Genomic DNA, 22,741 nt, shown 5'->3' on the forward strand with positions numbered 1-22,741 from the left:
GGGCGGAACCCGCGGGCCGGCGAGGGTCAGGCCACGTCGCGCAGCAGCGTGCGGGCCTCGGTCTGCAGCGGGTCGTCGGACTGCTCGACCACTTCCTGCAGCAGTTCGCGCGCCCCTTCCTTGTCGCCGATCTCGATATAGGCGCGCGCCAGGTCCAGCTTGATCTGCATGTCGCGGCTACCGTCCATGCCCGTGGCGGACAGCGTGCTGGCGGAAACGCCATGCGTGCCGTCGCCCAGCCCTTCGGACGTGACGCGGCTCAGGTCGATCGGCTCGACCAGCTTGCCGTTCTGGAGCATCGTCGGGGCCGGCAGCGGCACGGTCGATTCGGCCAGCGACGGCGCGTCGTACGTGGCCGTGGCCAGCGGCGCCGGCTGCAGCCCGCCCGCGTCCGGCGTGGCCGGATTCAGGTCGAGCGACAGGGCGGACATGTCGAATTCCAGCGGGCGCGAGCGCGTGGGGGTGTCCAGCGCGGGCACGTGAGCGGCGTCGTGACCCTCGTCGAGGATGTCGTCCAGGCGGGCCACCGGCTCGGCGTGCTCATTGCCGAAGACCATCGATGCCGACGCCGGTGCCACGATGGGCTCGCCGGGGGCCGGCGCCGGGAAGGCGTCGAGCGGCAGCGCCAGGTCCGGCATGGCCGACGCCTGCGGCGCGGCCTGCAGCGACTGCGCGGGGTCTTGCGTACGCCATTGGTCGGCCACCGGGGTGGTCGTATCGGCTTCCGCCATCACCTCGGGCGCCACCGACAGGTACAGCGCGTTGCCCGGATCCAGCTTGCGACCCATTTCCGCGACCTGCTGCCAGTCCGCGCTTTGTCCGCCTACCTGGGCGAACATTTCTTCTGCAATCACCCGGAAACCTTCCACATCCTGACGAGTGTTGTAAATCTCCAGCAGCTTCAGGCGGATGGCCTGGCGCTCCGGATTCTGTTGCAACGCTTCGCGCAGGATTTCCTCGGCCTGCACGTCGCGTCCGTACGCGATGTACACCTCGGCCTCGGCAATCGGATCCACTTCCGTCGCTTCGGGCGAGTTGTTGCCGATGCGGAAGTCGGCGCCGAACACGCTGTGCTGCGACGTGTCGACGCTCTGGCCGCCGGCGGTACCGAACAACGAGTGTCCGCCGGCCATGACCGTGCTTTCCTGGGACAGGATGCTGTCACCGAAGCCGGTGTTCTCGCCGGCCTTCTGCTTCTGGCGGCGGCGATAGTACGCATAACCGCCAAGCAACGCAACCAGCACACCGACGCCGGGCAGCAGCATCGGATTGGCCAGCAGTTCGTCGGCGAACGACGGCTCGGCGATCGGCTGGACAACGGGCGGCGCCTTCCTGGCGGCAGCCGGTGCCGAAGCCGGCGCGGCGGCAGTGGCCGAAGCGGCGCCCTGCGGCGCGGATGCGGCGGCGGCCGGGGTGGTGGCAGCGGGGGCCGAGGCGGCTGCGGCGGTGGCTGCGGCCGCAGCGGTGGCAGCGGTCGCCGCCGACGCATCGGCCGTGGCGGCCGGGGCCGGTTCTGGCGTGGCCGTGCTCGGGGCGGCGGCCTTGGCCGGCTCGGCCGGGACCACGGTCGGCGCGGGCGCGGCGGCGTCCGCCGGCTTGGTGCCTGCCGCAGCGGTGGCCGGCGCAGCCGCGGCCTTGGCGGCCTGGTTGCCCTGGTTGAGCTTGGCGATCTCCGCGTTCTTCAGCTCCATCAGGCGCTGCATGTCGGAGATGTTCTTTTCCAGGTCCGTCACGCGCGACTCGGCTTCCTTGAGCTTGCGCTGGTTCGCCACCTCGGCTTCGGCCTTGGCCTGCGCGCCCTTGTCGGCCTTGTCGCCCTTCGACAGCTTCAGCTCGTCGCGCGGGCCGGCGTTCGGCACCGTGGTGTCCTGCACGCGGGCGGTCACGTTGCCCGACTGCTCGCGGCCCGACCCGGCTTCCACGGACTTCGCCGCGGCGGCAGCCGCCAGGCGGCTGCGGTAGCTGTCGAAGCCCTGCGTGCGGGCCACCACCTCGCGGCGGGCCTCGCGCGGGCTGACGGACTGGGCCTGCTGGGCGCTCGGCACCTTGAGCACGGCGCCCGACTTGATCCGGTTGATGTTGCCGCCGATGAAGGCGTTGGGATTGTTCCGATACAGCGCCAGCAGCATCTGCTCCAGCGACACGGCGTCCTGGCCCTGCGCGGCTTCGCCGGCAATGGCATAGAGCGTGTCGCCGCGCTGGACCGTGTAGTTGCCGTTGGCGGCCACGCCATCGCCCACGGCAGCGGGCGGCGCGGCGCGGCGCGGCTGGCGCGCGGGCGCCGGCGTGGGGGCGGCGGACGGTGCGGCGGGCGCGGCGGCCATGGGTGCCGGCGCCGGCACCGGCGCGGCGGCGGGCGACGCATCGGGGGTCGCGGCCTGCACCACGGTGGTCGGCGAGAACGCCTGGTTCGACGGCTTGGCGCCGGCCGGATCCAGCAGGAACGTATAGGCCCGGGTGATCTTGCCGCTGGACCACGTCATGTCGACGAGGATGTCGACAAACGGCTCGCTGAGCGGCTGGTTGGACCGCACGGTGGCCACGTAGCTGCCGTTCGGACGCTTCTGCACGTCCAGCCGGACGCTGGAGATGGCCGACAGATAGGTCAGCCCGGCACGGGAATAGGCGGACGCCGGGGCCAGCTTGACAGCCAGGCTGTCGGCTTCCTCGGGCGTCACGCCGGTGATATCGATTTCAGCCTGGAGCGGCTGCCCCAGGTTGGATTGGACCCTTAATTGTCCGAACCCCGCGGCATAGGCGGCTGGCTGCGCAAGCAGCAGACCGAATGCCGTGACGGCCAGCGTTGACCAGCGCTGACGGACAGTAGGCGCATCTTTCCGGCGATGTAGGCTCACACTCACCTCGTGCTCCGTTTATGGTTTTAGTAGCAAAAGTTAACCCGATCCCAACAAATGGCTGGCTGGCGGGCGCTGAACCGGCCGGGCTTGTTGCCCGTCCTGGTGCGCGCCCATGTCGCTGCCGTGCATGCCAGATGCGCGGCGGCGATGACCCCGTGGCCAAGCGCATGCCGGCTGTATTGTGACCCAAGCCTGTGAAAAAAAGGGTTCCGGATGCGACAACGCCGCGCTCCGGGCGCGGCGTCGATGAGAAAGCAGGTCATTCTGTTGCCTTGCTGCAACGAAGCGGCAAGGCCAAAGAGGGGGTCAGTCCTCGATCAGAATGCGCAGCATACGCCGCAGCGGCTCGGCCGCGCCCCACAGGAGCTGGTCGCCCACGGTGAAAGCCGACAGGTACTCGCCGCCCATCTGCATCTTGCGCAGGCGGCCCACCGGAATCGTCAGCGTGCCGGTCACGGCGGCCGGCGTCAGGTCCTTCATGCTGGCCTCGCGGGTGTTCGGCACGACCTTGGCCCACTGGTTGTTGGCGGCCAGCATGCCTTCGATCTCGTCCAGCGGCACATCGCGGCGCAGCTTGATCGTCAGCGCCTGCGAATGGCAGCGCATGGCGCCGATCCGCACGCACAGGCCGTCCACGGCGATCGGCGCGGCGCCGGTGGCCCCGACAAAGCCCTCGCCCCGGCCCAGGATCTTGTTGGTCTCGGCGGCGCCCTTCCACTCTTCCTTGGACACGCCGTTGCCGAGGTCCTTGTCGATCCACGGAATCAGGTTGCCGGCCAGCGGCACGCCGAACTGCTTGGTCTCGTCGGCGGACAGGCCGTGCTGGGTCGACAGGATCTGGCGGTCGATCTCCAGGATGGCCGACGCCGGGTTGTCCAGCAGCGGCTTGACCGCGGCGTTCAGCGTGCCGAACTGGGTCAGCAGCTCGCGCATGTGCTGGGCACCGCCGCCCGAGGCAGCCTGGTAGGTCATCGAGGTCATCCACTCGATCAGGTCGGCCTGGAACAGGCCGCCCAGGCCCATCATCATGCAGCTGACCGTGCAGTTGCCGCCGATGAAGTTCTTGACGCCCTTGGACAGTGCGTCCTTGATCACGCCCAGATTGACCGGGTCGAGCACGATGATGGCGTCGTCCTTCATGCGCAGCGACGAGGCGGCGTCGATCCAGTAGCCGTTCCAGCCGGCGGCGCGCAGGCGCGGGAAGACGTCGTTCGTGTAGTCGCCGCCCTGGGCGGTGAGCACCACGTCGCACTGCTTCAGTGCGTCGATGTCGTTCGCGTCTTTCAGCGTGGTTTCATTCTTCGCCATGGCCGGGGCCTTGCCGCCGGCGTTGGACGTGCTGAAGAAAACGGGCTCGATATGGTCGAAATCGCCCTCTTCCTGCATGCGCTGCATCAGGACGCTGCCGACCATTCCTCGCCAACCGACGAGACCTACAATCATGACTTACCTCGGATGTGATGTGAACTTCCCCGCCATTTTGCTTCGCCCGGCGTGGCTGCGCGGGGAAGACGGGCAGGCACGACGAACGATCTAGCGGATCGTTTTGGTAATGGTTTTAATCGTCGTTGCGGTCAGGCCGGTCGAACCCATGCCAATCGCGCCGCGGGGGGCGGTGCGGGCAGCAAAAGCAGTCAGGAGGGACTGGGGGTTTCGGGCCATGACGGGAGAGTCTACACGAATTTGCGGCGATGCCGCAGGGGAAATGACGGGTGTTTTCGTGCTTGCGGGGTGGCTTTCCGGCCCCTGCGGCGCACCGGACGGGGCCGGGGGAGCCGACGGACGGCAAAACATTGCGCAACCGGCATCGGATGCCGATCGCGCGCCGGTGCCGCCCGCCCCGCCGGCTGCGGCGGGTGCTTACAGCGCCGCCAGCACCGCCTCGCCCATGTCCCGGGTGCCAACCTGCTTGCAGCCCGGCGTCAGGATGTCGCCGGTGCGGTAGCCCTGGGCCAGCACCTTCTTGACGGCGTTCTCGATGCGGTCGGCCTGTTCGGCACGGTTCAGCGAATAGCGCAGCATCATCGCGGCGGACAGGATTGTGGCCAGCGGATTGGCCACGCCCTTGCCGGCGATGTCCGGCGCCGAGCCGTGCGACGGCTCGTACAGGCCCTTGTTGTTCGCGTCCAGCGACGCCGACGGCAGCATGCCGATCGAGCCGGTCAGCATGGCCGCCTCGTCCGACAGGATGTCGCCGAACATGTTGCCGGTGACGATCACGTCGAAGCTCTTGGGCGCCTTCACCAGCTGCATCGCGGCGTTGTCCACGTACATGTGCGACAGCTCGACGTCCGGGTATTCCTTGCTGACGTCGATCACGATGTCCTTCCAGAACTGGAAGGTTTCGAGCACGTTGGCCTTGTCCACGCTGCACAGCTTCTTGCCGCGCTTGGCGGCCGCCTGGAACGCCACATGGGCGATGCGGCGGATCTCGGGCTCGCTGTAGCGCATCGTGTCGAAGCCTTCGCGGGCGCCCTGGAACAGGCCGTCCGGCGCCTCGCGCACGCCGCGCGGCTGGCCGAAGTAGATGTCGCCGTTCAGTTCGCGCACGATCAGGATGTCCAGCCCGGCCACCAGCTCGGGCTTCAGGCTCGACGCACCGGTCAGTTCCGGATAGCAGATTGCCGGGCGAAAGTTGGCAAACAGCTGCAGGTGCTTGCGCAGGCCCAGGATGGCCTGCTCGGGGCGCAGCGGGCGCTCCAGGCTGTCGTACTTCCAGTCGCCCACGGCGCCGAACAGGATGGCGTCGGCCTCCTTGGCCAGCTTCAGCGTGTTCTCGGGTAGCGGATGGCCTTCGGCCTCGTAGCCGGCGCCGCCCACCGGGGCGGTTTCCATCTCGAAATTCTCGCCCAGCGCGTTGAGCACCTTGACGGCTTCGGCAACGATCTCGGGACCGATGCCGTCGCCCGGCAGGACAGCAATCTTCATGTCGTATTTCCTTTAGTTTTCGGGATCAGCCCACCAGCCGGTTGCCCAGCCACGGCATGCGGGTCAGCCGCTCGGACTCGAACGCCTTGATCTTGTCCTTGTGGCGCAGCGTCAGGCCGATATCGTCGAAGCCGTTCAGCATGCAGTACTTGCGGAACGGGGCGATGTCGAACGGGTAGCTGGTGCCGCCCGGCGTGGTCACCACCTGGCGGTCCAGGTCGATGGTGAGCTGGTAGCCCTGGAACGCGTTGGTCTCGTTGAACAGGTGGTCCACCTGCTGCTCGGTCAGCACCACCGGCAGCAGCCCGTTCTTGTAGCAGTTGTTGAAGAAGATATCGGCAAAGCTGGGCGCGATCACGGCGCGGAAGCCGTATTGCGTGAGCGCCCACGGCGCGTGCTCGCGCGAGCTGCCGCAGCCGAAGTTGTTGCGCGCCAGCAGGATCGACGCGCCCTGGTAGCGCGGCTGGTTCAGCACGAAGTCCGGGTTCAGCGGACGCTTGCTGTTGTCCTGGCCGGGCTGGCCGACGTCCTTGTAGCGCCATTCGTCGAACAGGTTCGGGCCGAAGCCCGTGCGCTGGATCGACTTCAGGAACTGCTTCGGGATGATGGCGTCGGTGTCGACGTTTTCGCGGTCGAGCGGTGCTGCGATGCCGCTGTGTACGGTGAACTTTTCCATGGTGATGTCCTTACTTCCGGGCGGCGTTCTCAAGGGCCTGCCCGGCAGCCTGCGTGTCCTTGCCAAAGCCGGCAATCGTGTTGCAGCCAGCCAGTTGCAGCATGCCCAGGCATGCCAGCAGCGTGATCACGATCTTTTTCATGTTCTCTCTGTTCGAAAGTCGTGGTTGACCCGATGACCCGTCCCGGCGGTCAGCCGAGCTTGCGGATGTCGACGAAATGCCCCTCGATGGCGGCCGCGGCGGCCATGGCCGGGCTTACCAGGTGGGTACGGCCACCGGCGCCCTGGCGGCCTTCGAAGTTGCGGTTCGACGTGGACGCGCAGCGCTCGCCCGGCTCCAGCCGGTCGGCGTTCATCGCCAGGCACATCGAGCAGCCCGGCTCGCGCCATTCGAAGCCGGCGGCCTTGAACACCTTGTCCAGCCCCTCGCGCTCGGCCTGTTCCTTGACCAGGCCCGAACCCGGCACCACCATCGCCAGCTTCACGTTGCCGGCCACCTTGCGGCCCAGCTTCTGCACGACCCACGCGGCGGCGCGCATGTCCTCGATGCGACTGTTGGTGCAGGACCCGATGAACACCTTGTCGATGCGGATGGACTCCATCGGCGTGTTCGGCTGCAGGTTCATGTACTCCAGCGCGCGCTCCATGGCGTTGCGCTTGTTCGAATCCTTTTCCTTCTCGGGGTCCGGCACGCGGTCCTCGATGCTGACCACCATCTCGGGCGACGTGCCCCAGGTGACCTGCGGGCGGATTTCCTCGCCGCGCAGCTCCACGACCTTGTCGAAGTGGGCGCCAGCGTCGGAATGCAGCGTGCGCCAGTAGGCCACGGCCTGGTCCCATTCCACGCCCTGGGGCGCGTACGGGCGGTTCTTCACGTATTCCAGCGTGATGTCGTCCACGGCCACCAGGCCGGCGCGCGCACCGGCCTCGATGGCCATGTTGCAGACCGTCATGCGGCCTTCCATCGACAGCTCGCGGATGGCCGAGCCGGCGAATTCCATCGTGTAGCCCGTGCCGCCGGCCGTGCCGATCTTGCCGATGATGGCCAGCACGATGTCCTTGGCGGTGCAGCCGCGCGGCAGCTTGCCTTCCACGCGGATCAGCATGTTCTTGGCCTTCTTGCCCAGCAGCGTCTGGGTGGCCAGCACGTGCTCCACCTCGGACGTGCCGATGCCGTGGGCCAGCGCGCCGAACGCGCCGTGCGTGCTGGTGTGCGAGTCGCCGCAGACCACGGTCATGCCGGGCAGCGTGGCGCCCTGCTCCGGCCCGATCACGTGGACGATGCCCTGGCGGTGGTCGTTCATCTTGAACTGCGTGATGCCGTAGGCGTCGCAGTTGGCGTCCAGCGTATCGACCTGGAGCTTCGAGATCGGGTCGGCGATGCCTTGCGTGCGGTCCGTGGTCGGCACGTTGTGGTCCGACACGGCCAGGTTCGCGCTGATGCGCCACACCGGACGCTCCGCCAGCTTCAGGCCCTCGAACGCCTGCGGGCTGGTCACTTCATGCAGCAGGTGGCGGTCGATGTAGAGCAGCGTGGTGCCGTCTTCCTCGACGTGGACGGTGTGGTCATCCCAGAGTTTGTCGTAGAGCGTCTTTGCCATGATGCGGGGGGCAGACCGTCCGACCGCACCCCCGGAGGGGACGACCGGCGCGAATCCGCGCGTTGGTTTGCAGGGGAGTTGTTATTCCGGATGCCATCGCGGGCAGGCAGGAGCCATTCTGCTGCGTTTCCGGCGACGCCGGGGATTGCTTGACATCGCAAGCGATTATGCCACCGCTGCCCGCCGCCAGCGGACCGCCCGGCCCGCCGGGGCGACGGTCATTGGCGAAAGGGGGATTTCGTGGATGGCGAAGGGGGCGGGAAGTGGCCGGTGCGGCCGGGGTGGCCGGTGGCCGGTGGCCGGAGGCGGCTCCGCTCTCCCGCCGTGGCGGAGAGCGGAGCAGACCGGGGACTGAATCAACCGCCCAGGTAGGCCGCCCGGATCCGGTCGTTGGCCAGCAGGTTGGCGCCGGTATCCGCCAGCACCACCTTGCCGGTTTCCAGCACGTAGCCGCGGTCGGCCACCTGCAGGGCCTTGTTGGCGTTCTGCTCCACCAGGAAGACGGTCACGCCTTCCTCGCGGATGGTGCGGATGATGTCGAAGATCTGGGCGATGATCAGCGGTGCCAGGCCCAGCGTCGGCTCGTCCAGCAGCAGCAGGCGCGGGCGGCTCATCAGCGCGCGGCCGATGGCCAGCATCTGCTGCTCGCCGCCGCTCATCGTGCCGGCCCGCTGGCTGGCGCGCTGGTTCAGGCGCGGGAACAGCTTGAACACGTGCTCGATGCCGGCCTCGATCTCATGGCGGCTGGCAAAGAAGCCACCCATCTTGAGGTTTTCCAGCACAGTCAGGCTCGGGAACACGCGCCGGCCTTCTGGCGAAATGGCCATGCCCATGCGCATGATCTCGTGCGTGTTGCGGCCCGTGATGTCCTGGTCCTCGAACAGCACGCGGCCGCTGGACGCGCGCGGCGTGCCGCAGACGGTCATCATCAGCGTGGTCTTGCCGGCGCCGTTGCTGCCGATCAGGGTGACGATCTCGCCCTGGTTGACCTCGATCGACACGCCCGACAGCGCCTCCACGGCGCCATAGTGGGTGTGGACGTTATCCAGCTTCAGCATCAGTCCTCTCCCAGGTAGGCCTTGATTACGCGCGGGTCGTTGCGCACCGCTTCGGGCGTGCCGATCATGATCGGCTTGCCGTGCTCCATCACGAGGATGCGGTCCGACACGCCCATCACCAGGCTCATGTCGTGCTCGATCAGCAGCACCGAGATGTTGAACTCGCGGCGCAGGCGGTCGATCAGCTGCTGCAGCTCGATCTTTTCCTGCGGGTTCAGGCCGGCGGCCGGCTCGTCCAGCATCAGCAGGCGCGGCTGGGTAATCATGCAGCGCGCGATCTCCAGGCGCCGCTGGTGGCCGTACGACAGCGTGCCCGCCTCGCGGTTGGCCACGGCGGTGAGCCCCATGCGCTCCAGCCATTCCCCGGCGCGCGCCAGCGCCTCGCGCTCGGCGCGGCGGTAGGCCGGCGTGGCCAGCAGCCCGTGCAGCAGGCCGGCCTTGACCTGCCGATGCTGGGCGACCATCAGGTTTTCCACCACGGTCAACTGGCGGAACAGCCGGATGTTCTGGAACGTGCGGACCAGCCCGTGGCGGGCCACCACGTGGCTCGGCTGGCGGGCGATGGAGTGGCCGTCGAGCATCACCTCGCCGGCGGTGGGCTTGTAGAACCCGCCCACGCAGTTGAACACGGTGGTCTTGCCGGCGCCGTTGGGGCCGATGATCGCAAAGACCTCGTCGCGGCGGACATCGAACTCGATGCCGTCCACGGCCAGCAGCCCGCCAAAGCGCATCTGCAGGCCCGATACTTTCAGCATTTCAGCGCTCATCGCGGCAACTCCACGTGGGGACGGCTCGCGGGCAGCAGGCCCTGCGGACGCCACATCATCATCAGCACCATCACCAGACCGAAGATCAGCATCCGGTACTCGGCGAAGTCGCGCGCCACCTCGGGCAGGATCGTCAGCAGGATGGCCGCCAGCATCACGCCAAGCTGCGACCCCATGCCGCCCAGCACCACCACGGCCAGGATCAGCGCCGACTCGATGAACGTGAACGATTCCGGATTGACCAGCCCCTGGCGCGCGGCAAAGAACGCCCCGGCCAGGCCGGCGAACGACGCGCCCAGCGTGAACGCGGACAGCTTGATGCGCGTGGGGTTCAGGCCCAGCGAGCGGCAGGCGATTTCATCCTCGCGCAGCGCCTCCCAGGCACGGCCCATCGGCATGCGGATCAGCCGGCTGGTCACGAACAGCGTGAACCCTACCAGCAGCAGCGCCAGCAGGTACAGGAAGATCACCATGTGCTGGCCGGTGTACGGGATGCCGATCAGGTCATGGAACGTCTTCGCGCCCTCCACGCTCGCGCTGCGCGCCATCTCGATGCCGAACACGGTGGGCTTGGGAATGCCCGACACGCCGTCCGGGCCGCCCGTCAGGCTGGTCAGGTTGTTCAGCAGCAGGCGGATGATCTCGCCGAAGCCCAGCGTCACGATGGCCAGGTAGTCGCCGCGCAGGCGCAGCACCGGGAATCCCAGGATGAAGCCGAACAGCGCGGCCAGTCCGGCCGACAGCGGCAGGCATTCCCAGAACGTCAGCCCGAAATACTGGTTCAGCAGCGCGTAGGTGTAGCCGCCCACGGCGTAGAAGCCCACGTAGCCCAGGTCGAGCAGGCCGGCAAAGCCCACCACGATGTTCAGGCCCAGGCCCAGGATCACGTAGATCAGCGCCAGCGTGGCCACGTCCACGGCGCCGCGCGACCCGAAGAACGGGAATATCAAGCCCACGGCCAGCAGCACCCACACGGCCGCGCGCTGCTGCCTGGCGCCCATGGCGGGCGCGGCCGGCAGCTTCACGGCGCCGCGCGCGCGCAGCAGCATCGGCTTGCAGAGCTGGAACAGGAAGACCAGCGCCACGGCGATCCAGACCGGCCGCCAGTGCGGCTCCAGCACCACCTTGTAGCCGTCGAGCTTGAGCTGCAGGCCCAGCACCGGAATCGTCAGGATGGCCGTCAGCACGGCCGCCGTGACGGCGTTCTTGAGTGTGTCGGAGGCCGACGCCCGCGGCGCCGAGGCCCGCGCGATCGAAGTTGCTTGAGTCATGAAAATCCCTCCCCCTCAGACCTTTTCCACGTCGGGCTTGCCGAGCAGCCCCGTGGGGCGGAACAGCAGCACCAGCACCAGCAGGCCAAACGCCACCACGTCCTTGTATTCGGCGGGCATGTAGCCAGAGGCGAACGTCTCGGCCAGGCCCAGCAGCACGCCGCCGAGCATCGCGCCCGGAATGCTGCCGATGCCGCCCAGCACCGCGGCCGTGAAGGCCTTGATGCCGGCGATGAAGCCGATGAACGGATTGAGCTTGCCGATCGTCAGCCCGATCAGCACGCCGCCCACGGCGGCCAGCATCGCGCCCAGCACGAACGTGAACGAGATCACGCGGTTGGTGTCGATGCCGAGCAGGTTGGCCATGCGCATGTCCTCGGCGCAGGCGCGGCAGGCGCGGCCCATGCGCGAGTGGCCGATGAACAGCGTCAGCGCAATCATCAGCACCAGCGTCACGCCGACGATCAGCAGGCGCGAGTACGGCACCGTGACCGTGAAGTCGCCGCCCATCTGGAATTCGATGGCGCCCGAGATCAGCAGCGGCACCGACACGTCGCGCGCGCCCTGCCCGATCTGGACATAGTTCTGCAGGAAGATGGACATGCCGATGGCCGAGATCAGCGGCACTAGCCGGGGCCCGCCGCGCAGCGGGCGGTACGCCACGCGCTCGACGGCGTAGCCATAGACGCCGGTGACGGCCACGGCGACGATCAGCGCCGCGCCCAGCACCAGCGGCAGCGGATAGCCAGCCTGCGCGCCGATGGCGGTCAGCGTCACCAGGCCCACGTAGGCGCCGATCATGTAGATCTCGCCGTGGGCAAAGTTGATCATGCCGATGATGCCGTAGACCATCGTGTAGCCGATGGCAATCAACGCATAGATCGCACCCAGCGTCAGGCCATTGACCAGTTGCTGGGTGAACTGCGGTAGGAATTCGTTCATGCGGGGACCTTGTGGATCGGGTGAGTCCGACGTGCGAGGCTGGGCCGCCGTCATGTGGCGGATAAATCGACATCGGACCGATACCAAAACGCCCCGCAGGCCGGTTGGCCGCGGGGCGTTTCGCCAGGATGGCGCCGGGTTTAGTTGGCGGCGGTCTTGGTGGCGTCCTTGTGCCACGTGTAGACGACGAACTTGAACGACTTCAAGTCGCCCTTGGCGTCGTATTCGACCTTGCCGATCGGCGTGGTGAACGCGTTCTTGTGCATGTACGCGGCCACCTTGGTCGGGTCCGTGCTCTTGGCGCCGGCAATGGCGTCGCCGATGATCTTCACGGCGGCGTAGGCGGGCATCTGGAACGGGCCGTTGGCGTCGCGTTTCTTGTCGGCAAATGCCTTGACCAGGCCGGCGTTGGCCGGATCGGCCGAGAAGTCGGCCGGCAGCGTCACGAGCATGCCTTCCGATGCCGGGCCGGCGATGGCGGTCACGTCCTTGTTGCCCACGCCTTCGGGGCCCATGAACGTGGCCTTCACGCCCTGCTCGCGCGCCTGGCGCAGCAGCAGGCCCATTTCGGGGTGGTAGCCGCCGAAGTAGACAAAGTCCACGCCCTGCGACTTCAGCTTGGTGATCACGGCCGAGTAGTCGGAATCGCCGGCGTTGATGCCTTCGAACACCGCCACGGGGATCTTGGCAGCTTCCAGGTCCTTCTTGACCGAGCTGGCGATGCCCTGGCCGTACGACTGCTTGTCGTGCAGCACGGCCACCTTCTTGGGCTTGACCTTGCCGATGATGTACTGGGCGGCTGCCGGGCCCTGCTGGTCGTCGCGGCCGATCGTGCGGAAGATGAAGTTGCGCTTCTTCGTCTCGGTCAGCTGCGGCGCGGTGGCCGACGGCGTGACCATCACGACGCCTTCGTTCTCGTAGATGTCCGATGCCGGGATCGTCGAACCCGAGCACACGTGGCCAATCACGTAGTGGATGCCCTGGCTGACGACCTTGTTGGCCACGGCCACGGCCTGCTTGGGTTCGCAGGCGTCGTCCATCAGCACCGCTTCGAGCTTGTTGCCATTGGCGCCGCCGGCAGCGTTGATCTGTTCGATGGCGGTCAGGGCGCCGGCCTTGACCATGTCGCCGTACTGGGCCACCGAGCCGCTCATGGGGCCGGCGATGGCAATCTTGACGGTTTCGGCCTGGGCCGAGGTGAAGGCAGCGAGGCCGGCCGTGGCTACGGCGGCGGCAATGGCAGTGGACGTGAGACGGGACGTCATCAGGAGCTCCTCGATTATTAGGGGTCATTCCGGGCAGAGTCGGCATGACCGGCGCAATCGAACAACACCCGCGAGGAGGAAGCGTCGCCTGACGTGGCGGACGGTACGGCCCAAAGCGGAAGCCGGGCCTGCGATGAAGACGGTGAAGCGGATGCGGGGCCCGGCGCGTGCTGGCGTGCGCGTCACCGGATGGCCCGGTGTGGCGTACGCCTGAGTTCGGAAAGACAACGTTGATGCGTTCTCTATTGCGCAAGCGCTTCGCCTGCCCCGCTTCCCCAACGCGGCTGGCCGGAAGGGTGGCCCGGCTGCCGGTCGGCAAAGCAGCCCGCATTATAGGGGGAAAGTTGCACCCCGATGAAGCCAAGTTATTCGGCTTTGGCGAAAATCCGACAATTTTTGCGGCGGGTTGCAACCGTCCGGCGGCATGAACCATCGACAAAACCCGGTTTCCCAGCGCTGGTGCATGACCCGGCGGCGGGCCGGGTTGCGCTCGTCCCGCACGGGCCGGACCCGCCGCCGAGGCAAAAAAAACGCCCCGGTGAACCGGGGCGTTTCGGGGACGGCGGACCGCCAGGCGGCTTAGCGCTTGGCCATGTCCGGCACGTCGCGGGCGGCGGCGCCGTTGAAGAGCTGGCGCGGACGGCCGATCTTGTATTCCGGATCGGTGATCATCTCTTCCCACTGCGAGATCCAGCCCGGCGTACGTGCCAGGGCGAAGATGCAGGTGAACAGCGAGGTCGGGATGCCCAGCGCGCGCTGCACGATACCCGAGTAGAAGTCCACGTTCGGGTACAGCTTGCGGCTGACGAAGTATTCGTCTTCCAGGGCGATCTTTTCCAGCTCCATGGCCAGCTTGAACAGCGGGTCGTTGTGCAGGCCCAGTTCGTTCAGCACTTCATGGCACGTCTCGCGCATCAGCTTGGCGCGCGGGTCGTAGTTCTTGTACACGCGGTGGCCAAAGCCCATCAGGCGCACGCCCGAGTTCTTGTCCTTGACCTGCTTGATGAACTCGTTGATGTTGTCGACGCTGCCAATTTCCTCCAGCATCTTCAGCGCGGCCTCGTTGGCGCCGCCGTGGGCCGGACCCCACAGGCAGGCCACGCCGGCGGCGATGGCGGCAAACGGGTTCGTGCCCGACGAACCGGCCAGACGCACGGTCGACGTCGACGCGTTCTGCTCGTGATCGGCGTGCAGGATGAAGATGCGGTCCAGCGCACGCTCCAGCACCGGGTTCACGGTGTACGGCGCGCACGGCGTGCCGAACATCATGCGCATGAAGTTGCCCGAGTACGACAGGTCGTTCTGCGGGTAGATGTACGGCTGGCCGATGTTGTACTTGTACGCCATGGCGACCAGGGTCGGCATCTTGGCGATCAGGCGGATGGCCGAGATCTCGCGCTGGTGCGGATCGTCGATGTCCATCGCGTCGTGGTAGAACGCGCTCATCGCGCCAACCAGGCCCGTCAGCACGGCCATCGGGTGGGCGTCGCGGCGGAAACCGCGCATGAAGAACTGCAGCTGCTCGTGCACCATCGTGTGGTTCATCACCGAGCCCACGAACTCTTCCTTCTGCTTGGCGTTCGGCAGCTCGCCCTTCAGCAGCAGGTAGCAGGTCTCCAGGTGGTCGCACTTCTGCGCCAGTTGCTCGATCGGGTAGCCGCGGTACAGCAGCTCGCCCTTGTCACCGTCGATGTAGGTGATCTTGGAGTTGCACGAAGCGGTCGACATGAACCCCGGGTCATAGGTGAACTTGCCGGTTTGACCGTACAGCTTGCGAATGTCGATCACATCCGGGCCAACGGTGCCCTGGTAGATCGGCAGCTCAACGCTGGGGGAACCATCGGAAAACGATAGCGTGGCTTTCACATCGGACGGCGTCATGTCGGTTCCTTCAAATACTGTGAATAATAGTGTTGACCAAACTCAGACCGAACGCAGCAGGCTGAGTACCCGTTGCATCGGGGGCGTGTCGAGCTCACCGTCCAGCTCCTTGCGGGCAAGCAGCAGGTCCATCAACTCGTTGTCGCTGAGTTCGAACAGCTCGCTCAGCGATGCCACGTCCTCATCGGACAGGCTCTCCTCGTAACGGTTGAAGAAACGTTCGACGATGATGTCGTTCTCCAGGAGGCCGCGGCGGGCGCGCCAGCGAAGACGGGCACGCTTGTGCGGGTCGGCCTGATGGGAGAATGTGGTGGAAAGACTCATGGTCAGCCTTCTTTGACCGGCGGCCCGCCCGACTTGATACCGCATCGGGCTGACGCGCCGCTTACATCAACTGCAGACTGCCTGACTGTCCGCATGCTGCACGGACGCATCAGGCAGTTTATACCGGCCGATCAAACAGCGCGGCGAACCATCAGTTCCTTGATCTTGCCAATCGCCTTGGTCGGATTGAGGCCCTTCGGGCACACGTCGACGCAGTTCATGATGCTGTGGCAGCGGAACAGGCGGTACGGGTCGTTCAGGTTGTCCAGGCGCTCGCCGGTGGCCTGGTCGCGGCTGTCCGCGATGAAGCGGTAGGCTTGCAGCAGGCCGGCCGGGCCGACGAACTTGTCCGGGTTCCACCAGAACGACGGGCACGACGTGGAGCAGCTTGCGCAGAGAATGCACTCGTACAGGCCGTCCAGCTCGTCACGCTCCTGCGGCGACTGCAGGCGTTCCTTCTCGGGCGGCGGCTCGTCGTTGATCAGGAACGGCTTGATCGAGTGGTACTGCTTGAAGAAGTTCGTCATGTCGACGATCAGGTCGCGCACCACCGGCAGGCCGGGCAGCGGACGCAGCACGATGCGGTCCGGCAGCTCGCGCATGTTCGTCAGGCAGGCCAGGCCGTTCTTGCCGTTGATGTTCATCGCGTCCGAGCCGCACACGCCTTCGCGGCACGACCGGCGGAACGAGATCGTCTCGTCCAGCTTCTTCAGCTTGACCAGCGCGTCCAGCAGCATGCGCTCGTGACCGTCGAGCTCGACCTCGTAGGTCTGCATGCGGGGGGCTGCGTCCTTGTCCGGATCGTAGCGGTAGACTTCAAAAATACGCTTCATTTCTGTGGGTCCTGTTTTCTCTGGCGCCGCTTAGAAAGTACGGGCCTTCGGCGGCACCGATTCCACCGTCAGCGGTTGCATCTTGACCGGCTTGTAGTCCAGGCGGTTGCCTTCGCTGTAGAACAGCGTGTGCTTGAGCCAGTTGTCGTCGTCGCGGTTCGGGAAGTCGCTGTGGGCGTGGGCACCGCGCGATTCCTTGCGGGCAGCGGCCGAGATCATCGTCGCCTTGGCCACTTCCACCAGGTTGGCCACTTCCAGGGCTTCCACCAGCGCGGTGTTGAAGACCTTGGACTTGTCCTTCAGGTGGATGTTGTCGGCACGCTCGGCCACTTCCAGAATGCGCTCGACACCTTCGTCCATCAGCTTCTGCGTACGGAACACGCCGGCATGCGACTGCATGTTGCGGCGGATGTCGTTGGCCACGTCCTGGGTGTACTCGCCCGATGTCGTCGCCTGCAGCTTGGCCAGGCGGGCCATCGCGCGGTCGGCGGCGTCGGCCGGCAGCGGCTTGTGTTCCTTCTGCTTGGTCGCGTTGGCCACGATGTGGTTGCCGGCCGCGCGGCCGAACACCACCAGGTCCAGCAGCGAGTTCGTGCCCAGGCGGTTGGCGCCGTGCACCGACACGCAGGAGCATTCGCCGATCGCGTAGAAGCCGTTGACCACTTCGTTCGGGTTGCCGTTCTTCGGCACCACGACCTGGCCGTGGAAGTTCGTCGGGATACCGCCCATCTGGTAGTGGATGGTCGGCACGACGGGGATCGGTTCCTTGATCGCGTCGACGTTGGCGAACTTCATGCCGATCTCGCGGATCGACGGCAGGCGCTTCATGATGGTCTCGGCACCGACGTGGGTCAGGTCGAGCAGCACGTAGTCGCCGTTCGGGCCGCAGCCACGGCCTTCCTTGATTTCCTGGTCCATCGAGCGCGACACGAAGTCGCGCGGCGCCAGATCCTTCAGCGTCGGGGCATAGCGCTCCATGAAGCGCTCGCCATCCTTGTTACGCAGGATGCCGCCCTCGCCGCGCACGCCTTCCGTGATCAGCACGCCCGCGCCGGCCACGCCGGTCGGGTGGAACTGCCAGAATTCCATGTCTTCCAGCGGAATGCCGGCGCGCGCCGCCATGCCCAGGCCGTCACCGGTATTGATGAAGGCGTTGGTGGAGGCCGCGTAGATCCGGCCCGCGCCGCCCGTGGCGAACAGCGTGGTCTTGGCTTCGAGGATGTAGACCTCGCCGGTTTCCATTTCCAGCGCGGTCACGCCCAGCACGTCGCCTTCCTCGTCGCGGATCAGGTCCAGTGCCATCCATTCGACGAAGAAGTGGGTCTTGGCGCGCACGTTGCGCTGGTACAGCGTGTGCAGCAGCGCGTGGCCGGTACGGTCAGCCGCGGCGCAGGCACGCTGCACCGGCTTCTCGCCGTAGTTGGCGGTGTGGCCGCCAAACGGACGCTGGTAGATCGTGCCGTCGGCGTTACGGTCGAACGGCATGCCGAAGTGTTCGAGCTCGTACACGACCTTCGGGGCTTCCCGGCACATGAACTCGATGGCGTCCTGGTCGCCCAGCCAGTCGGAGCCCTTGATGGTGTCGTAGAAGTGATAGTGCCAGTTGTCCTCGCTCATGTTGCCGAGCGAGGCACCGATGCCGCCCTGCGCCGCCACCGTGTGCGAGCGGGTCGGGAATACCTTCGAGAGCACGGCCACATTCAGGCCGGCTTCCGCGAGCTGGAGGGATGCGCGCATCCCGGCGCCGCCCGCCCCGACGATGACCACGTCAAATTTGCGACGCGGCAATCCAGTCTTGACTGCGACCATTTATTACACCCTCCAGAGAATCTGAGCAGCGTAGCCCGCGCAACCCACGAGCCACAGAATCGTAAGAACTTGCAGCACCAGGCGCACGGCCATGGGCTTCACGTAATCCATCCAGATGTCGCGGATGCCGATCCAGGCATGGAACAGCAGCGACAGCACGGTCAGGAACGTCAGGAGCTTCATCCATTGGTTGGCGAAGAGACCCGACCAGCCTTCGTACGAAGGATTGCCGAAGGCGAGGTACACCCCGGCGAGCACCACGGTGAACACCACCATGATGACGGCGGTAACGCGCTGCGCAAGCCAGTCCTTCAGACCGTAGTGCGCACCGACGACAAGACGCTTGGGACCGATATTATTGTTTGCCACTTGACTCTCTCCTCAGAACAGGCCGAACAGCTTGAGCCCGAACACCAGGGTGAGCAGCAGGCTTACCACCAGCACGGCCTTGGCCGACGAGGCCGAGGCGGGCTTCGACACGCCGACGTGCACGTCGAGCAGCAGGAAGCGGATACCGGCGCAGAAGTGATGCAGGTAACCCCAGATCAGCGCCAGGATCACCAGCTTGACGAAGCCGTTGGACAGCAGGGCCGAGAACTTGGCAAAGCTCAGTTCGGACGTGACGCTCTGCTCGAACAGGTACAGAACGAAGGGAAGGAGGAGGAACATCAACGCACCGCTTACGCGATGCAGGATGGATACCTTGCCGGCCCAGGGCAACCGGTAGCGCGAGATTTGCGCGATACCGATGTTCCGGAACTCCGGCCTGGCTTGTTTGGCGGCTTCAGCCATGCGAGACCCCATTTGCGGTGAAAAGAAAACAGCAAAAGAACGACACTGCCATTACTCCCGATTGCATTGGCGCGGCACAGCGGGTACCGTGAATGCACCGTACTGCATCAAGTGGTGTGGGTGCACTGGATGCAAATGGATGCAGGGGAGCAAATCCACGTGATTTTAGCGCCTTTGTTGCGCGCCGCACCAATAATTTTCGCCTATCGCGCACCAGCGCGGCGTGCCCGACAATCGCACGCAACAACCCGCGCACCGTCCTGGCGCCCGGATATTCCGCCATTCCATTCACGACCTGCAATGGTCGGCACGCGTCCCATATACGCGACGCAATAGTCGGCATACGGGACAGACATTCCACCGTCATGACAGGTCAGCTCAGGTCGTTCTGGTAGTAGTGGCGCGTGGTGACATACAGGCCACGGCGGACTTCCACGGGGCGGTCGCCATAGGTGAACGACACCCGCTCCACGGACAGCAGCGGCGATGCGGGCGCCACCGACAGCAGCTCCGCTGCCGTGTTATCGGCAGCGACGGCCCGGATCTTTTCCGTCGCGCGGATCATCCGCGTGCCGAATTCGGTTTCGAAGAGCGCGTACATCGGGCCCTTCCACTCGTTGAGCTTCTCGGCCGTCAGGCCCTTGAAGTTGGCGCCCAGCAGCCAGATCTCGTCCAGCACCGTGGCTTCGTTGGAAAACGTCAGCACCCGGCGGATCTGCACCACGCTGTCGCCGGTGCGGATGTCCAGCAGCCGGGCGATCTCGGCCGGCGCCCGCAGCCGCTTGCATTCGAGCACGCGGCTGGCGCCATAGTGGGGTTCACCCTCGTCGGGTACCAGGCGCAGGAAGCGGAACTTGACCACGTCCTCGTAATGGGTGGTCACGAAGGTGCCCTTGCCCTGCCGGCGGGCCACGAGGTTGTCGGCCGCCAGTTCGTCGATGGCCTTGCGCACCGTGCCCTGGCTCACCTTGTACCGGGCGGCGAGGTCCATCTCGCTCGGGATCATCTCGCCGGGCTTCCACTCGCCGGTCTGCAGGCTCTGCATGATCAGGGCCTTGATCTGCTGGTAGAGCGGGCTGAACGTGGGCGATGGCGCGGCGGCGGCGCCCGCGGCGGGCGCGGGCGGCTGCGTCCCGGCACCGCTCTGTGGGGCGCCAGATTCCGGCGCGCCATTGGCGGCTGCGGCGGACGGGGACGTAGGCAGGGATGACATAGGCCGGATTCAACCACAAAAGCGAGAATCGCGTCCAGCGCACTATGAAATGTCTTATGTCTTATATAAGACATATGAATTGACAGCGGTCGGGACGCACCCTACACTCGCGCAAGTCCGCGCCGCCGCCCCCGCCAGGTTCCTCCCGGGCTACCCCGCCGCGGGGTGAAACCTTCGGGATGCGGCGCACCACACAGCAGTAGTAGTATTACGCCTTGTCGCCCTCGACGCCTGCCCATGGCCCGCGCGCTCCTCGTTGCCGGCCGGGTGCGGGCAGCGTGGGCTGTGGCGGATGCCCGCCTGCCCCGTGGCGACACGCGAACCAGCACCCGGTGCTGCGCCGGCCCGCTCCAGACGCTGGATGGCCGGGCGCCACCGACCGGTTACCCCCTCTTTTCGTTTGGAGACTTACTCATGGCTAAAGCCCCAATGCGCGTCGCAGTGACCGGCGCCGCTGGCCAGATCGGCTATTCCCTGCTGTTCCGCATCGCCAACGGCGACATGCTCGGCAAAGACCAGCCGGTCATCCTCCAACTGCTCGACCTCCCGCAAGCCCAGGCCGCCGTCAAGGGCGTGGTGATGGAACTGGAAGACTGCGCGTTCCCGCTGCTGGCCGGCGTGGTCATCACCGACGACCCCAAGGTCGCCTTCAAGGACGCCGACGTGGCCCTGCTGGTGGGTGCCCGTCCGCGCAGCAAGGGCATGGAGCGCAAGGACCTGCTCGAAGCCAACGCCCAGATCTTCACGGTGCAGGGCAAGGCGCTGGACGAAGTGGCCAGCCGCGACGTGAAGGTGCTGGTGGTGGGCAACCCGGCCAACACCAACGCCTACATCGCCATGAAGAGCGCGCCGAACCTGAAGCGCGAGAACTTCACCGCCATGCTGCGCCTGGACCACAACCGCGCGCTGTCGCAGATCGCCGCCAAGACCGGCAAGCCGGTGTCGTCGATCGAGAAGCTGTTCGTCTGGGGCAACCACAGCCCGACGATGTACGCCGACTACCGCTACGCGACCGTCGACGGCAAGAGCGTCAAGGACATGATCAACGATCCGGTCTGGAACAACGACGTGTTCCTGCCGACCGTGGGCAAGCGCGGCGCCGCCATCATCGAGGCCCGTGGCCTGTCGTCGGCCGCCTCGGCTGCCAACGCCGCCATCGACCACGTCCGTGACTGGGTGCTGGGCTCGAACGGCAAGGTCGTGACGATGGGCATCCCGTCGAACGGCGAATACGGCATTCCGAAGGACGTGATGTTCGGCTACCCGGTCACCACGGCCAACGGCAAGTACGAGATCGTCCAGGGTCTGGAGATCGACGCCTACAGCCAGGAAAAGATCAACATCACGCTCAAGGAACTGGAAGAAGAGCGTGCCGGCGTGCAGCATCTGCTGGGCTGACCTGTAGCGCCTGGCGCTCAGTGAAACCGGGGTCCGCATCGATCTAACAGTCGGCGCGGACCCCGGTTTTTCATTGGGCGGCCGCTTTGTCTTGACAACTTCCCCCCGCTCCATACGTCAACCACCGTGCATCCATCCGAGGTCTTGTTCCAGGGCGAAGCCGTACCGGTGCAGCTCCCCGTCTGCGACCACTATGCGGGCAGCGAAAAGCTCATGCGCAAGTCGCTGGCGCTGCAGCAGGCGTCGGGCCCCGTGTTCGACATCACGTTCGACTGCGAGGACGGCGCCGCCGTCGGGCTGGAGCGCGAGCACGCCAGCCTTTGCGCGCAACTGATCAACAGCGCCGACAACGCGCACAACCGCGTGGGCGTGCGCATCCACGACCCGGCGCACCCGTCGTGGCGCGAGGACGTGGACATCCTGGTGTCCGCCGCCGGCGCGCGGCTGGCCTACGTGGTCGTGCCAAAGGTCACCGACGTGGTCGAGGTGGCGCGCGTGACCGATCACGTGAACCAGGTGGCCCGGGCGGCCGGCATCGCCCGCCATATTCCGATTCATGTGCTGATCGAGACACATTCGGCACTGGAACAGGTGTTCGACATCGCCTCGCTGGTGCAGGTGGAATGCCTGAGTTTCGGGCTGATGGACTTCGTCTCGGCCCACCACGGCGCCATCCCGGGCGAGGCCATGCGCTCGCCGGCGCAGTTCGAGCATCCGCTGGTGCGCCGCGCGATGCTGGAAATCTCTGCCGCCTGTCACCGCCACGGCAAGGTGCCTTCCCACAATGTGAGTACCGACGTACAAACGCCCGAGCGGGCTGGCGACGACGCACGCCGGGCCCGCGCGGAGTTCGGCTACCTGCGCAAGTGGAGCATCCATCCGGGCCAGATCGAACCGATCGTGGCGGCGTTCCGCCCCACCGACGGCGAGATCGGCGCCGCCAGCCAGATCCTGCTGGCCGCCCACGAGAACAACTGGGCGCCGATCCGCCACGACGGCCAGTTGCATGACCGCGCCAGCTATCGCTATTACTGGTCGCTGCTGCAGCGCGCCCACGCCACGGGCACCCGGCTGCCCGCGCCGGTGGCTGACCTGTTCTTCGGCTGAAGCCACGGAATGGCCTTG

At 66.3% G+C, this 22,741-nt stretch carries 20 protein-coding genes; 2 read left to right on the plus strand and 18 right to left on the minus strand.

What is annotated here, in order from left to right; genetic code table 11:
- Nucleotides 1-26: 26 nt before the first annotated feature.
- The 18 genes from QTN24_RS00965 to QTN24_RS01050 form a co-directional block, all read right to left on the minus strand.
- Nucleotides 27-2,861, minus strand: a complete 2,835-nt coding sequence (locus QTN24_RS00965) for a FimV/HubP family polar landmark protein (RefSeq protein WP_313835029.1) — start codon at nt 2,859-2,861, stop codon at nt 27-29.
- Nucleotides 2,862-3,164: 303 nt separating this feature from the next.
- Nucleotides 3,165-4,301: an aspartate-semialdehyde dehydrogenase gene (asd, locus tag QTN24_RS00970; protein ID WP_124683777.1), complete on the minus strand. Its 1,137-nt coding sequence runs from the start codon at nt 4,299-4,301 to the stop codon at nt 3,165-3,167.
- 417 nt (nt 4,302-4,718) lie between these two features.
- Nucleotides 4,719-5,786, minus strand: a complete 1,068-nt coding sequence (gene leuB, locus QTN24_RS00975; RefSeq protein ID WP_313835030.1) for a 3-isopropylmalate dehydrogenase — start codon at nt 5,784-5,786, stop codon at nt 4,719-4,721.
- Nucleotides 5,787-5,811: 25 nt separating this feature from the next.
- Nucleotides 5,812-6,462 carry a 3-isopropylmalate dehydratase small subunit gene (leuD, locus tag QTN24_RS00980; RefSeq protein ID WP_124683775.1) on the minus strand — a complete coding sequence of 217 codons (651 nt, stop codon included), beginning with the start codon at nt 6,460-6,462 and terminating at the stop codon, nt 5,812-5,814.
- Nucleotides 6,463-6,472: 10 nt separating this feature from the next.
- Nucleotides 6,473-6,604, minus strand: a complete 132-nt coding sequence (locus tag QTN24_RS00985) for an entericidin A/B family lipoprotein (protein ID WP_066733342.1) — start codon at nt 6,602-6,604, stop codon at nt 6,473-6,475.
- Between the two features lie 49 nt (nt 6,605-6,653).
- On the minus strand, nt 6,654-8,063 hold the full coding sequence (leuC, locus tag QTN24_RS00990) for a 3-isopropylmalate dehydratase large subunit (protein WP_124683774.1): 1,410 nt from the start codon (nt 8,061-8,063) through the stop codon (nt 6,654-6,656).
- Nucleotides 8,064-8,419: 356 nt separating this feature from the next.
- Nucleotides 8,420-9,121, minus strand: a complete 702-nt coding sequence (locus QTN24_RS00995; protein ID WP_313835031.1) for an ABC transporter ATP-binding protein — start codon at nt 9,119-9,121, stop codon at nt 8,420-8,422.
- Nucleotides 9,121-9,888: a high-affinity branched-chain amino acid ABC transporter ATP-binding protein LivG gene (livG, locus tag QTN24_RS01000; RefSeq protein WP_313835032.1), complete on the minus strand. Its 768-nt coding sequence runs from the start codon at nt 9,886-9,888 to the stop codon at nt 9,121-9,123. Before livG ends, QTN24_RS00995 begins: the two co-directional genes overlap by 1 nt.
- A complete protein-coding gene (locus tag QTN24_RS01005; RefSeq protein ID WP_313835033.1) occupies nt 9,885-11,159 on the minus strand; it encodes a high-affinity branched-chain amino acid ABC transporter permease LivM in 1,275 nt (424 codons plus the stop codon). The genes livG and QTN24_RS01005 overlap by 4 nt, the downstream gene beginning before the upstream one ends.
- Nucleotides 11,160-11,174: 15 nt before the next feature.
- Entirely contained in the window at nt 11,175-12,101 is a 927-nt protein-coding gene (gene livH / locus QTN24_RS01010) for a high-affinity branched-chain amino acid ABC transporter permease LivH (protein WP_124683770.1), read from the minus strand.
- A gap of 140 nt (nt 12,102-12,241) precedes the next feature.
- Nucleotides 12,242-13,369 (minus strand): branched-chain amino acid ABC transporter substrate-binding protein, encoded by a 1,128-nt coding sequence (locus tag QTN24_RS01015; protein ID WP_124683769.1) that lies wholly within the window; start codon nt 13,367-13,369, stop codon nt 12,242-12,244.
- A 576-nt stretch (nt 13,370-13,945) separates the two neighbouring features.
- Nucleotides 13,946-15,247, minus strand: coding sequence for a citrate synthase (gltA, locus tag QTN24_RS01020; protein ID WP_124683768.1), 1,302 nt, complete (start codon nt 15,245-15,247; stop codon nt 13,946-13,948).
- 42 nt (nt 15,248-15,289) lie between these two features.
- Entirely contained in the window at nt 15,290-15,571 is a 282-nt protein-coding gene (locus tag QTN24_RS01025; protein ID WP_124683767.1) for a succinate dehydrogenase assembly factor 2, read from the minus strand.
- Nucleotides 15,572-15,702: 131 nt separating this feature from the next.
- Nucleotides 15,703-16,404, minus strand: coding sequence for a succinate dehydrogenase iron-sulfur subunit (locus QTN24_RS01030; protein WP_019449065.1), 702 nt, complete (start codon nt 16,402-16,404; stop codon nt 15,703-15,705).
- 30 nt (nt 16,405-16,434) lie between these two features.
- A complete protein-coding gene (sdhA, locus tag QTN24_RS01035; RefSeq protein ID WP_124683766.1) occupies nt 16,435-18,213 on the minus strand; it encodes a succinate dehydrogenase flavoprotein subunit in 1,779 nt (592 codons plus the stop codon).
- Nucleotides 18,214-18,216: 3 nt separating this feature from the next.
- Nucleotides 18,217-18,582, minus strand: coding sequence for a succinate dehydrogenase, hydrophobic membrane anchor protein (sdhD, locus tag QTN24_RS01040; RefSeq protein ID WP_124683765.1), 366 nt, complete (start codon nt 18,580-18,582; stop codon nt 18,217-18,219).
- A gap of 12 nt (nt 18,583-18,594) precedes the next feature.
- Entirely contained in the window at nt 18,595-19,005 is a 411-nt protein-coding gene (gene sdhC, locus QTN24_RS01045; RefSeq protein WP_124683764.1) for a succinate dehydrogenase, cytochrome b556 subunit, read from the minus strand.
- Between the two features lie 373 nt (nt 19,006-19,378).
- On the minus strand, nt 19,379-20,218 hold the full coding sequence (locus QTN24_RS01050) for a GntR family transcriptional regulator (RefSeq protein WP_124683763.1): 840 nt from the start codon (nt 20,216-20,218) through the stop codon (nt 19,379-19,381).
- A 414-nt stretch (nt 20,219-20,632) separates the two neighbouring features.
- Between QTN24_RS01050 and QTN24_RS01055 the strand changes: the two genes are divergently transcribed.
- On the plus strand, nt 20,633-21,616 hold the full coding sequence (locus QTN24_RS01055) for a malate dehydrogenase (protein WP_124683762.1): 984 nt from the start codon (nt 20,633-20,635) through the stop codon (nt 21,614-21,616).
- A 126-nt stretch (nt 21,617-21,742) separates the two neighbouring features.
- A complete protein-coding gene (locus QTN24_RS01060; RefSeq protein ID WP_124683761.1) occupies nt 21,743-22,723 on the plus strand; it encodes an HpcH/HpaI aldolase/citrate lyase family protein in 981 nt (326 codons plus the stop codon).
- The last annotated feature ends 18 nt before the right edge of the window (nt 22,724-22,741 follow it).

The organism is Cupriavidus sp. SZY C1 (assembly GCF_032190535.1).
Taxonomy (GTDB): Bacteria; Pseudomonadota; Gammaproteobacteria; order Burkholderiales; family Burkholderiaceae; genus Cupriavidus; species Cupriavidus pauculus_C.

Bases quoted from the DNA above. Each gene is read 5' to 3' on its own strand.
- asd (WP_124683777.1), bottom strand. From the start codon at position 4,301: ATGATTGTAGGTCTCGTCGGTTGGCGAGGAATGGTCGGCAGCGTCCTG.
- leuB (WP_313835030.1), bottom strand. From the start codon at position 5,786: ATGAAGATTGCTGTCCTGCCGGGCGACGGCATCGGTCCCGAGATCGTT.
- leuD (WP_124683775.1), bottom strand. From the start codon at position 6,462: ATGGAAAAGTTCACCGTACACAGCGGCATCGCAGCACCGCTCGACCGC.
- QTN24_RS00985 (WP_066733342.1), bottom strand. From the start codon at position 6,604: ATGAAAAAGATCGTGATCACGCTGCTGGCATGCCTGGGCATGCTGCAA.
- leuC (WP_124683774.1), bottom strand. From the start codon at position 8,063: ATGGCAAAGACGCTCTACGACAAACTCTGGGATGACCACACCGTCCAC.
- QTN24_RS00995 (WP_313835031.1), bottom strand. From the start codon at position 9,121: ATGCTGAAGCTGGATAACGTCCACACCCACTATGGCGCCGTGGAGGCG.
- livG (WP_313835032.1), bottom strand. From the start codon at position 9,888: ATGAGCGCTGAAATGCTGAAAGTATCGGGCCTGCAGATGCGCTTTGGC.
- QTN24_RS01005 (WP_313835033.1), bottom strand. From the start codon at position 11,159: ATGACTCAAGCAACTTCGATCGCGCGGGCCTCGGCGCCGCGGGCGTCG.
- livH (WP_124683770.1), bottom strand. From the start codon at position 12,101: ATGAACGAATTCCTACCGCAGTTCACCCAGCAACTGGTCAATGGCCTG.
- gltA (WP_124683768.1), bottom strand. From the start codon at position 15,247: ATGACGCCGTCCGATGTGAAAGCCACGCTATCGTTTTCCGATGGTTCC.
- QTN24_RS01025 (WP_124683767.1), bottom strand. From the start codon at position 15,571: ATGAGTCTTTCCACCACATTCTCCCATCAGGCCGACCCGCACAAGCGT.
- QTN24_RS01030 (WP_019449065.1), bottom strand. From the start codon at position 16,404: ATGAAGCGTATTTTTGAAGTCTACCGCTACGATCCGGACAAGGACGCA.
- sdhA (WP_124683766.1), bottom strand. From the start codon at position 18,213: ATGGTCGCAGTCAAGACTGGATTGCCGCGTCGCAAATTTGACGTGGTC.
- sdhC (WP_124683764.1), bottom strand. From the start codon at position 19,005: ATGGCTGAAGCCGCCAAACAAGCCAGGCCGGAGTTCCGGAACATCGGT.
- QTN24_RS01050 (WP_124683763.1), bottom strand. From the start codon at position 20,218: ATGTCATCCCTGCCTACGTCCCCGTCCGCCGCAGCCGCCAATGGCGCG.
- QTN24_RS01055 (WP_124683762.1), top strand. From the start codon at position 20,633: ATGGCTAAAGCCCCAATGCGCGTCGCAGTGACCGGCGCCGCTGGCCAG.